Source organism: Streptomyces sp. WM4235 (assembly GCF_001279725.1).
GTDB lineage: Bacteria > Actinomycetota > Actinomycetes > Streptomycetales > Streptomycetaceae > Streptomyces.
In genome coordinates this window covers 1-391 of sequence record NZ_LGDE01000318.1, presented here as the reverse complement: position 1 = coordinate 391, position 391 = coordinate 1, and the positions used below count along the sequence as shown (strand labels likewise).

Below are 391 nucleotides of genomic sequence, written 5' to 3'. Positions count from 1 at the left end.
GCACGCTGGGTTCCGGTGGTGGGGGCGGTGGGTCGAACCTCGTCCCGTCGGGAGCTACCTCCGGACCCGCCGCGGGAGCGGCCCAGGTGACCATCACCTACGAGCCGGTCCCCACCTGCGCAAACGCCACGCCGACCATCACCGGCACCGACGGCCCCAACATCCTGGTCGGCACTCCCGGCGATGACGTGATCTTCGCTCTCGGCGGCAGCGACGTGGTCGACGGCCGCGGTGGCAACGACATCATCTGCGGCGGCGACGGCAGCGACTCGTTGTCCGGCGGTGACGGCAACGACCGCATCGAGGGTGGCAACGGCGCCGACAGCCTGAACGGCGGCAACGGCAACGACGCCCTCTTCGGCGGTCCCGGCAACGACGCCCTCTTCGGCGG

General features: G+C 71.6%; 1 protein-coding gene. It reads left to right on the top strand.

What is annotated here, in order from left to right; genetic code table 11:
• Positions 1-86 precede the first annotated feature (86 nt).
• On the top strand, positions 87-391 hold a 305-nt coding region (locus ADK55_RS40505), incomplete at its 3' end, for a calcium-binding protein (RefSeq protein ID WP_267887356.1).